Source organism: Pandoraea sp. B-6, assembly GCF_000282835.1.
Taxonomy (GTDB): Bacteria; Pseudomonadota; Gammaproteobacteria; order Burkholderiales; family Burkholderiaceae; genus Pandoraea; species Pandoraea cepalis.
Genome location: NZ_KB290540.1, coordinates 83,024 through 93,692, shown reverse-complemented (window position 1 = coordinate 93,692; position 10,669 = coordinate 83,024). Strand labels below are relative to the sequence as shown.

10 protein-coding genes are annotated in these 10,669 nt (G+C 65.5%); 6 read left to right on the top strand and 4 right to left on the bottom strand.

The annotated features are described in order from the left end of the window. Nucleotides 1–523, bottom strand: a 523-nt coding sequence (locus A985_RS25995) for an FAD-dependent monooxygenase (RefSeq protein ID WP_017234663.1), incomplete at its 3' end; no start/stop codon positions are given. A gap of 189 nt (nucleotides 524–712) precedes the next feature. Between A985_RS25995 and A985_RS0117450 the strand changes: the two genes are divergently transcribed. From A985_RS0117450 to A985_RS25985, 4 genes are all read left to right on the top strand, one after another. Further along, nucleotides 713–1,582 carry a neutral zinc metallopeptidase gene (locus A985_RS0117450; protein ID WP_017234662.1) on the top strand — a complete coding sequence of 290 codons (870 nt, stop codon included), beginning with the start codon at nucleotides 713–715 and terminating at the stop codon, nucleotides 1,580–1,582. A gap of 189 nt (nucleotides 1,583–1,771) precedes the next feature. Next, nucleotides 1,772–2,866, top strand: coding sequence for a redox-regulated ATPase YchF (ychF, locus tag A985_RS0117445; RefSeq protein ID WP_017234661.1), 1,095 nt, complete (start codon nucleotides 1,772–1,774; stop codon nucleotides 2,864–2,866). A 381-nt stretch (nucleotides 2,867–3,247) separates the two neighbouring features. Beyond that, nucleotides 3,248–4,579 (top strand): glycosyltransferase family 87 protein, encoded by a 1,332-nt coding sequence (locus A985_RS25990; protein ID WP_017234660.1) that lies wholly within the window; start codon nucleotides 3,248–3,250, stop codon nucleotides 4,577–4,579. A 5-nt stretch (nucleotides 4,580–4,584) separates the two neighbouring features. After that, complete coding sequence (locus A985_RS25985) at nucleotides 4,585–5,700, top strand: glycosyltransferase family 2 protein (RefSeq protein WP_017234659.1); 1,116 nt, start codon at nucleotides 4,585–4,587, stop codon at nucleotides 5,698–5,700. Between the two features lie 19 nt (nucleotides 5,701–5,719). On the opposite strand, the gene A985_RS0117430 is transcribed toward A985_RS25985, so the two are convergent. From A985_RS0117430 to A985_RS0117420, 3 genes are all read right to left on the bottom strand, one after another. After that, a complete protein-coding gene (locus A985_RS0117430) occupies nucleotides 5,720–7,219 on the bottom strand; it encodes an MDR family MFS transporter (protein WP_026132087.1) in 1,500 nt (499 codons plus the stop codon). Between the two features lie 209 nt (nucleotides 7,220–7,428). Next, entirely contained in the window at nucleotides 7,429–7,668 is a 240-nt protein-coding gene (locus tag A985_RS0117425) for a GlsB/YeaQ/YmgE family stress response membrane protein (RefSeq protein ID WP_017234657.1), read from the bottom strand. Between the two features lie 21 nt (nucleotides 7,669–7,689). Beyond that, on the bottom strand, nucleotides 7,690–7,944 hold the full coding sequence (locus A985_RS0117420) for a GlsB/YeaQ/YmgE family stress response membrane protein (protein WP_017234656.1): 255 nt from the start codon (nucleotides 7,942–7,944) through the stop codon (nucleotides 7,690–7,692). Nucleotides 7,945–8,253: 309 nt separating this feature from the next. On the opposite strand from A985_RS0117420, the gene hemA reads away from it, so the two are divergent. Both hemA and prfA read left to right on the top strand, forming a co-directional pair. Then, nucleotides 8,254–9,534: a glutamyl-tRNA reductase gene (gene hemA, locus A985_RS0117415; RefSeq protein WP_017234655.1), complete on the top strand. Its 1,281-nt coding sequence runs from the start codon at nucleotides 8,254–8,256 to the stop codon at nucleotides 9,532–9,534. Continuing rightward, on the top strand, nucleotides 9,535–10,617 hold the full coding sequence (gene prfA / locus A985_RS0117410) for a peptide chain release factor 1 (protein ID WP_017234654.1): 1,083 nt from the start codon (nucleotides 9,535–9,537) through the stop codon (nucleotides 10,615–10,617). The last annotated feature ends 52 nt before the right edge of the window (nucleotides 10,618–10,669 follow it).

Sequence of the window (10,669 nt, the reverse complement as noted above, 5' to 3'; positions counted from 1 at the left end):
CCCACGAGTGGGCGCCGTCGGCCCCCACCACGAGCGACGCGCGCAGGGCCTTGCCGTCCGACAGACGCACCGAGGCCGCGGCGGCGTCGACTTCGAGCGCCTCGGCCCGGGCGTCGAGCCAATGCACTTGCGGGGAGAAGCGCAGGGCGGCGTCGAGCGCGCGCTCGAGATTCGACGATTCGGCGATCCAGGCGAGTTGCGGCACGGCGGCCTGGTACGCCGAGAAATGCAGGCTGCCGCGCTCGTCGCCAAAGACTTCCATGTCGTAGACCGGATTGATGCGCGCGGGATCGACGGCCTGCCATACGCGCATGCGCTCGAAGAGGGCTTGCGAGCTGGACGAGAGCGAATAGATGCGGGCGTCCCACAGGTCGCCCGGGGCGGGGGCGGCTACGGCCGGCTGGGCGAGCAGTGCGACGGACAGGCGCGCCTGCGAGAGCAGCAGGGCGGCGGCCTTGCCGACCAGACCGCCACCGACGACGACGACATCGTGCGTTTGGCTGGAGGTTTGCGTTAGAGACATGCGGCGAATGCAGCGCCAGCGCCTGAATCGCGCGAGCCGGCTGGTTCAGAAAACGAGATGGCGTATTGTCGCACGCCTGCCGCGCAAGCGACGCCCGGTCGCCCCGGGGGCGGCTGTGGCACAGCGTCGCGTGCCACAGCCCGGCGCTATACTTGCGCGCATACCGATTATCAGACAGGGAGTCCTCCAATGCGCCTCGACAACGAATCCGAAAGCGACAACGTCGAAGATCGACGGGGCGGCGGTTTCGGGGGACGCACCACGCTCGGCATCGGCACGATCGTGGTGGCGCTGGCCGCCTCGTATTTCTTCGGCATCGACCCGCGCGTCATCATCCAGGGCTCGCAGATGCTTCAGGGGCAGACATCGTCACAGCCCCAGTCCGCGCCGAACACCACGCCGGCTCACGATCCGAAGACCGTCTTCACCCGCAAGGTGCTCGGTAACATCGAGCGCACCTGGGGAACGGTGTTCCCGCAGCAAGTGAACCGTCAATACGTGCCACCGAAACTGGTGTTGTTCTCTGGCGCAACGCCCACGGCATGCGGCACCGGTCAAACAGCGATGGGGCCGTTTTACTGCCCGGGCGACAGCAAGGTCTACATCGATCTCGCCTTCTATGACGAATTGCGTCAGCGCTTCGGCGCGGGAGGCGATTTCGCGCAGGCGTATGTGATCGCGCACGAAGTGGGCCATCACATCCAGAATCTGCTGGGCATTTCCGAGAAGTTCGACGAGGCGCGGCGCCGCATGAGCGAAGCGCAGGCCAATGCGTTGTCGGTGCGCCTGGAGCTGCAGGCCGACTGCTTTGCCGGCGTCTGGGCGAACAATGCCGAGAAGGCGAATCAGCAGTTGCTGGAGCCGGGCGACGTCGAGCAGGGGTTGAAGACCGCGTCGGCGATCGGCGACGACCGGCTGCAGCAGCAGGCGCAAGGCCGCGTGGTGCCGGAGTCGTTCACGCACGGGACGAGCGCGCAACGCGTGTATTGGCTGCGCCAGGGGTTGCAGTACGGCGACATGCGCAAGTGCGATACGTTCTCGGCGAAGTCGCTGAGTTGAGTACGGCATGGGCGGGGGTCGTCGCGACGCCGGCACCCTCGTTACCCTAGGCACCCGAGGCGCCGTTAGCGGCAGAACGGGTACAATAGCGGACTTTCCGCGACGCAATCACCGGCGCATTCCACGGCGCCACCCGGCGCACCCCCGGGGCATTTGTCGGCGCATTTATCGGATTAGACAGGATTTAGCATGAGCCTCAAATGCGGCATCGTCGGCTTGCCCAACGTCGGCAAGTCGACCCTTTTCAACGCGCTGACCAAAGCGGGCATCGCTGCCGAGAACTATCCGTTTTGCACCATCGAGCCGAACGTCGGCGTGGTGGAGGTGCCCGACCCGCGTCTGGGCAAGCTGGCCGAGATCGTCAAGCCCGAGCGGATCATGCCGGCGACGGTCGAGTTCGTTGACATTGCCGGCCTGGTGGCGGGCGCGTCCAAGGGTGAAGGGCTGGGCAACCAGTTCTTGGCCAACATCCGTGAGACGGACGCCATCACGCACGTTGTGCGCTGCTTCGAGGACGAAAACGTCATCCACGTGGCCGGCAAGGTGAATCCGATTTCGGACATCGAAGTCATCAACACGGAACTGGCGCTGGCGGATCTGGCCACGACGGAAAAGGCGCTGCAACGCTACTCGAAGGCGGCCAAGTCGGGCAACGACAAGGAAGCCGCCAAGCTCGTGGCGGTACTGGAAAAGGTGGTGCCGGTGCTCAACGAAGCGCGTCCGGTGCGCTCGATCAAGCTGTCGGATGACGAGCTGGCGCTGATCAAGCCGTTCTGCCTGATTACGGCCAAGCCGACGATGTATGTCGCCAACGTGAAGGACGACGGCTTCGAGAACAATCCGCATCTGGAAGCGGTGCGCAAGTACGCGGAAAGCGAGAATGCGCCGGTGGTGGCGGTGTGTGCGGCCATCGAGGCAGAGATTGGGGATATGGAAGACGCCGACAAGGCGGAATTCCTGGCCGACATGGGCATGGACGAGCCGGGCCTGGATCGCGTGATCCGCGCGGGCTTCAAGCTCCTGGGTCTGCAGACATACTTCACCGCAGGGGTGAAGGAAGTGCGCGCCTGGACGATCCATGTGGGCGATACGGCCCCGCAGGCCGCTGGCGTGATCCACACCGACTTCGAACGCGGCTTCATCCGCGCGCAAACCATCGCCTTCGACGATTTCATCCAGTACAAGGGCGAGCAAGGCGCGAAGGAAGCCGGCAAGATGCGCGCCGAAGGCAAGGAGTACGTTGTTCACGACGGCGATGTCATGAACTTCTTGTTCAACGTCTGACGCGATCGTCGACCAAGACAACGAGCACCCCGGCCATCGCGCCGGGGTGTTTTGTTTCTGAGGGATGAAATGCGGAGGATTCACCGAGCCACCTCCCCCGCCCGACACCGCTTGGCAAACCGCTTGCCCCGACGTCGCCCCCGTGAGAATCCAGCATCGGACGACGTGCTGTAGCGCCGTCGTCGCGACACGCTGGAATTTTGATCCGTTCGGAGACCGTCTCGTCTAATATGGCGTCGTGTTTTCCGTCGCGTGCAATGCGTCGATAGTCGCAATCATGCACATCGCCTGCTTGGCGCAGGCGGCCGCACCGCACGCCCGACAAAGCAGTCTCCGTAATCGAGCATCGCCGTTTTCATGCGCCCACCGGGAGGTTCATGCATGGCATCGAAGCCGTCGGCCGTCGATGAAGTGGCGTCGTCCGAGCGCCGGCATTGGTCCGACGACCGCGCCCGCATCCGCCTCTATAGCGGTGCAGGCCTGTTCGTCACCCTCGCTGTGTTCGCCATCTGGTCCTATCAGCATTTTTTCGTCGTGCCCCCGAAGCTCGGCCCCATCGGCCTCGACTTCCTGCCATTCTGGGGAGCGTCCTACTTCGTGCTCCACGGGCATCCGCTCGACGCCTACAACGTCGATCTGATGACGAGTGCACAGATGGCCGCCCAGCCATGGACGGCAAAGCTGGGCGGCATCATGCCCTGGCTTTACCCGCCCGTGATGATGATTCTGCTCGCGCCGGTCGCGCTGCTGCCCTTCTCTTACGCGTACGCCGCGTATGCCTGCATCGGCTTCGGCCTGTACTACGCCGCACTGCGACGCACGGCCCCCTGGCGCGACGCCCGTCTGCCCACCATGAGCTTTCCCGGCGTGCTGCTCGTGATCGCCGCCGGACAGATCGCGCTCTACACCACCGCCCTCGCAGGCTTCTCACTGCTCTTGCTGCGCAAGCGTCCCGCATGGGCGGGCGCGCTCGCCGGATTGCTCTTCGTCAAGCCGCACGTCGCCCTGCTCTTTCCGCTCGCGTTTCTCTGTGCTCGCGAGTGGCGCGCGCTGGCCGCATGCATCGCTGTGGGCATCGGAAGCACCCTGCTCGCCGGCGTGGTCTTCGGTCTCGACGTCTATCCGACGTTCCTGCACGCGACGGCGTTGGCACGCCAAAGCCTCGTCGACGGCGAGGCGCGACTTGCCCGCATGCCGACGTTTTTCGTGATGGCACGCATGCTGGGCGCACCCGTCACGCTGGCCGCCATCGTCCATGCTGGCGTGGCGTTTGGCGCCGTGGCGGCAATGATCGACGTCTGGCGCCGTCCGGCGGCCTTCGCACTGCGCGCCGCCACGCTCGTGTGCGCCACCACGCTGGTCAGCCCCTATCTCTACGACTACGATCTCGCGATGCTCTCGCTCGTCATCGCCTGGTATGTGCGCGACGGCATCGCGCGCGGCTGGCTGCGCGGGGAGCGCGAATGGCTCGTCGTGCTGTGGCTCACCCCCGCGTTCGGTCTGATCGGCGTGCTGCCCCTCGGGTTTCAGTTCATGCCGCTCATCACGCTCGCCACGCTCGCCATGCTGTGGCGCCGCCGTCGCCGACTCGCTCACGTGCCGGAAATGTCCGACGTACCCGCCGTGTCCCATGTCGCTGTGCCCCCGCACGCCGTCGACCCTGCCTGCGCCGATCGCCGCGCGTCGGCCACCGCGCCCGCACCCACGAGGTAATCGCCATGCCCCGCGCCACCGAGAGTCGTCAGTCGTCCGTCGCGCAGCGAACGCCGCTTGTGTCGCTCGTCGTGCCCTGTCACAACGAAGCCCCGGTGCTCGACACGTTCTACCGCGCCTTGGCCCCGGTGCTCGATGCCGTCGCGGACGTGCGTTTCGAAATCGTCTGCGTGAACGACGGCAGCACCGACGACACGCTTGGCACCCTGCTTGCCCTTCGCCGCGCCGACGCGCGCATCCGCGTGATCGACTTCACCCGCAACTTCGGCAAGGAAGCGGCACTGAGCGCGGGCATTGAGGAAGCGCATGGCGATGCCGTCATCCCTATCGACGCCGACCTTCAGGATCCGCCGGCACTCATTCCCGTAATGATCGAGCGCTGGCGCAACGGCGCGGAAGTCGTGCTCGCCAAGCGCACGAATCGCGCGAGCGACCGCGTCACCAAACGAGTTGCGGCGGAACTCTACTATCGCATTCACAATCGCCTCTCGGAAGTGAAGCTGCCCGAGAACGTTGGCGATTTCCGCCTGATCGATCGACGCGTCGTGTCCGCGCTCAAGCAGTTGCCCGAACGCCGCCGATTCATGAAGGGGCTGTTCGCCTGGGTCGGCTTTCAGACGGAAATCGTGGAGTACGTGCGCGAGCCGCGTCGCGCGGGTGAGTCGAAGTTCTCCGGCTGGCGCCTGTGGAATTTCGCGCTTGAAGGCATTACCAGCTTCAGCACCGTGCCGCTGCGCTGCTGGACGTATATCGGCGTCTCGCTCGCGCTCGTCTCGCTCGCTTACGGCGGCTTTATCGTGCTGCGCACGCTCATTCACGGCATCGACGTGCCCGGCTACGCCTCGCTGCTCGTCGGCACGCTGTTCCTCGGCGGCATCCAACTCGTCGGCATCGGGGTGATCGGAGAATACGTCGGCCGGATTTACTACGAAGCGAAAGGACGGCCGCTGTATCTGGTGCGACGCCGCTACCCGTCGAGCGCGAAGGTGAGCCAACTGCCGTCACGCGCGCCGTTGCACCCATCGAGCCCCCGCATGCCGACGGCGCGCAAGCCGTTCGGCGCACGACTCAAGGCCGGCCAGTCGTCTGCCTCGCGTGCACGACGTGTTGTCGCGCGTTGAGGCGGCACCGCCACGTCGATCAATGACTGCCAGGCACGAACTCTGGCTTGTCCCGCGGCGTATCGCGCGAACGGTCGACGGCGTTGGTCGGCACCAACAGCAGCAACACCACGACACCGATCGAGATCGCCAGGATCGACAGGAACGTGAGGTGCAGCGAATGTTGCAGCACCGCGCGAATCGCCTGGTCCGCCAGCGTCGACACGCCCCGGTCTTCCAGCACGTGCCGCAACTGATCGGAGGTGACGGGCGCCAGCCCGCTCGATTGCGTCAACCCGAAGTTGAGCACGGCGCCGAAAAGCGTCGCGCCGAGCGTGCTGCCCAGATTCCGCGAGAAGATGTTCGACGCCGTGGCGCTGCCGCGCTGCGACGGATCGACTAGCTCCTGAATCAGCACGAGCGCGCTTACGCTACCCGTGCCCATCGAAAATCCCATCAGGAACGAACCGAACCCGGCAAGCAGCGGCGAACTGTTCGGCCCGAGCAGCGCAAAGACAATCCCGCCCACCGGCATCAGCAGGCTGCCGCCCACGAGAATGCGGCGCAAGCCGTAGCGCGTGAAGGTTTTCGCGGCGAACGTCGAACCGATCGGCCAGCCGACCATGATCATCGTGAGCGCCATGCCCGCCACGACCGGCGTCTGACGCAATACCCCCTGCGCGTACATCGGCAGGAAGGTCGTCAACCCCATAAGCACCATGCCCGAGAGCAGCGTCGCCGCATTCGCCGCCGCAATCGGCCGGCGCTTCCACAGCGCGAACGAAATCATCGGGTCCGGAGCACGCCGCTCCTGCCAGACGAACAGCAGCGCCGCGACGGCGCACACCAGCCCCCCACCCCAGACGTGCGTGTCGGAGAAGGCGTTCGCATCGGTGAGCGCGATCATCAGTGCCGCCACGGCAATCGCAAAGAACACGGCCCCCAGCGCGTCGATGCTCGGCCGCTGGCGCGGCGCAGCCTCGTGCAGATAAGCGACGAAGCCCGCCGCGGCCAACAGGCCGATAGGGATGTTGATCCAGAAAATCCACGACCACGACAGGTCACGAATGATGATGCCGCCAAGCATCGGACCGAGCACGGCCGATATGGCCCACACGCTCGCCAGGTAACCCTGCACCTTGCCGCGCTCGCTGGTCGGGTAGTAGTCGGCGATGATGGTCAGGCTGACCGGCTGGATGCACGCCGCCCCCACGCCCTGCAACAGGCGGAAGACGATCATCGCCGGCATCGACCAGGCGAGTCCGCCGCCAAGCGAGGCCACCAGAAACACGGCGATACCCACGAGCATGACCGGCTTGCGGCCGTAGAGATCGGCCAGTTTGCCGAACACGACGGTCATGGCCGTCTGCGCCAGCAAAAAGGCGGAGAAAACCCAGCTATATAGGGACAGCCCCCCAAGCTGGGCGACGATTTGCGGCATGGCCGTCGAAATAATCGTGGCCTCGATGGCAACCATGGAGGTCGCCGCCATGACGGATGCCACGATGAATGGCCGCATGGAAGGGCGTGTCGCAGACATGTGTTCTTTTGATGTGGGGGATCGGGCGAAGCGACTTGCGAGGCGTGACCGCCGCCCCCCTGTCGGGCGCGGCGGTCACGCCGGATGGCGGAAGGCGGGATCAAACGTGGCGGCAATGCCGCACGCGTCGTCAAGACGACTTGGGCCAGGCGATGGCGTCAAGGATAGCTGAACACGGGAAAATGCGTACGACACCCGCCAAGTGCGGCCTATCGTCGCACCAGACGCAGCAGAGCAAGCAGCACGATGGCGCCGATAGTCGCCGTGATGATGCGCCCGAGCGTGCCATATCCGACGGCAATGCCCAAGTGTCGCAGCAGCCAGCCGCCGACGAACGCGCCGATCACGCCGACGACCATGTCGCCAATAATGCCGTAGCCGCCGCCCACGACGAGGCCGGCGAGCCAACCGGCCACCAACCCCACAAGCAAGAGCACGAGAATGTTCATGAGCGGCTCCGGGGTGCCATGTCAGGCGGCGCGGCTGCGCTTGATGGCGCCGTAAATCACCAGCAGCACGATGGCCCCGATGACCGATGCGATCCAACCGGCCGACTGGCCTTCGGTGTAGAGATGGAGGAACTGTCCGACATATTTGGCGAGCAGCGCGCCGCCGATGCCGAGGATGATGGTGACGATGATGCCCATGCTGTCCCTTCCGGGATGCAGGGCGCGTGCAATGAGACCGACGACCAGACCGACAACGATAGTGCCGATGATGCCCATGACGTCTCTCCAAGGATGGGAACCCGAACGCAGTATAGCCCCGAAATCGGACGATTCGGCAAGCGTGTCGCGACATCCGCCCGCCACCGCCGGTCGCACGCGGAGGCAAGGCACGCCGGCAATAGGCCTCCCGGGGGGCCCGGGGCCGAAAACCAACGATATGCCGGGTATAAGCGACACGTATTTGTCAAAATCGGGCGGCTGCGCGATCATGGCACATCGCTGTCCCAGCGCGCGGGGCGCGTGGCGCCTCCGAAACGGGCATCACGTCGACGCGCTATAATCAGCGGTTATTAGATCCCCCATATCATGCAACTGCTCGCTCTCGGCCTGAACCACCACACGGCGCCCGTCTCGCTGCGCGAACGGGTGGCGTTTCCGTTCGAGCGGATCGAGCCGGCACTGGCGGGGCTCAAGGGGCTGTGGACGGGCAGGTCGAGCGCCCCCGAGGCCGCCATCCTGTCGACGTGCAACCGCACGGAAATCTACTGCGTCACCGATGACGCCGCGGCCCGCGAGCGCGCGGTGCACTGGCTGTCCGAATTTCACAACATTCCGGCCAGCGATCTGGCGCCGCATCTGTACGCCCTGCCGCAATCCGACGCCGTGCGTCACGCGTTTCGCGTGGCGAGCGGGCTGGACTCGATGGTGCTGGGCGAGACGCAGATCCTCGGCCAGTTGAAGGACGCCGTGCGCACCGCCGCCGAGGCGGGCGCACTGGGCACCTATCTCAACCAGCTTTTCCAGCGCACGTTCGCGGTGGCGAAGGAAGTGCGTGGTCAGACCGAGATCGGCGCGCATTCGGTCTCGATGGCGGCCGCCGCGGTGCGACTCGCCCAGCGCATTTTCGAAAGCATCAGCACGCAGAAGGTGCTGTTCATTGGCGCGGGCGAGATGATCGACCTGTGCGCCACGCACTTCGCTGCGCAGAACCCGAAAGCCCTGTACATCGCCAACCGGACCGCCGAGCGCGGCGAGAAGCTCGCCGAGCGGCTGGGCGGCTCGGCCATCCGCCTGTCCGAGCTGCCTCAGCGCCTGCATGAATTCGACATCGTGGTGTCGTGCACGGCGAGCACGTTGCCGCTGATCGGTCTGGGCGCTGTCGAGCGCGCCATCAAGGCCCGCAAGCACAAGCCGATGTTCATGGTCGATCTGGCGGTGCCGCGCGACATCGAGCCGGAAGTCGGCCGTCTGACCGATATCTTCCTGTACACCGTCGACGATCTCGGCGCGGTCGTGCGCGAAGGCAATGCGCTGCGTCAGGCAGCGGTCGCGCAGGCCGAGGCCATCATCGAGACGCGCGTTCAGCATTTCATGCAATGGCTCGACGCCCGCAGCGTCGTGCCGGTCATCCGCGACATCCACGGCACGGCCGAGGCCATGCGCCTCGCCGAACTCGAGCGTGCCCAGCGCATGCTCGCGCGCGGCGACGACCCCGCCGCCGTGCTCGAAGCGCTGTCCCAGTCCCTCACCAAGAAATTCCTGCACGGCCCGACGCACGCGCTGAACACGGCGCGCGGCGATTCGCGCGAGCAAATCCTTCACCTCATTCCCGAACTGTTCCGCACCTCGGGAAACGCCGACAAATAGATGAAAGCGAGCATGCAAGCCAAGCTCGACCAGTTGACGCAACGTCTGGTCGAGCTTGATGGCCTATTGAGCCAGGGCGACGTCACGCGCGATCTGGACAACTATCGCAAGCTCACGCGCGAACATGCCGAGTTGGCGCCCGTCGTCGAGCAGTATCGTCACTACCGCCAGGCCCAGAGCGATGTCGCCGCGGCCCAGGAGATGGCGCTCGACCCCGAGATGCGCGACTTTGCGGACGACGAAGCCGCCAGCGCCCGGGCACGCATGGACGACATGGAAGCCTCGCTGCAGCGCATGCTGCTGCCGCGCGACCCCAACGACGAACGCAACATCTTCCTCGAAATCCGCGCGGGCACCGGCGGCGACGAATCGGCGCTGTTCGCCGGCGATCTGCTGCGCATGTACACGCGCTATGCGGAGCGCCACCGCTGGCAGGTCGAGATCATGTCGGCCAGCGAATCCGATCTGGGCGGCTACAAGGAAGTCATCGTTCGGCTGATCGGTCAGGGGGCCTATTCCCGCCTCAAGTTCGAGTCGGGCGGTCATCGCGTGCAGCGGGTACCGGCCACCGAAACGCAGGGCCGCATTCACACGTCCGCCTGCACGGTGGCCGTGATGCCGGAAGCCGATGACGTCGCCGACGTCGACATCAACCCGGCCGACATCCGTATCGACACGTTCCGCGCGTCGGGTGCCGGCGGCCAGCACGTCAACAAGACGGACTCGGCGGTGCGCATCACGCACTTGCCCACGGGCATCGTCGTCGAATGCCAGGACGATCGCTCGCAGCACCGCAACAAGGACAAGGCGCTCAAGGTACTCGCGGCGCGCATCAAGGACGCCCAACTGCGCGCCCAGCAAGCCAAGGAAGCCGCCACGCGCAAGAGCCTGATCGGTTCGGGCGACCGCTCGGAACGCATTCGAACGTACAACTTCCCGCAGGGGCGGATGACGGATCACCGCATCAATCTCACGCTCTACAAGCTCGAATACATCATGGACGGCGATCTCGACGACATGATCAACGCGCTCGTCACCGAGCATCAGGCCGAGCAGTTGGCGTCGCTGGGCGAGGCCGCCTGATGTCGCTGGGTGCGCCCGACGCCGGGCACGACGTCGCCACGGTGGCCTCGCT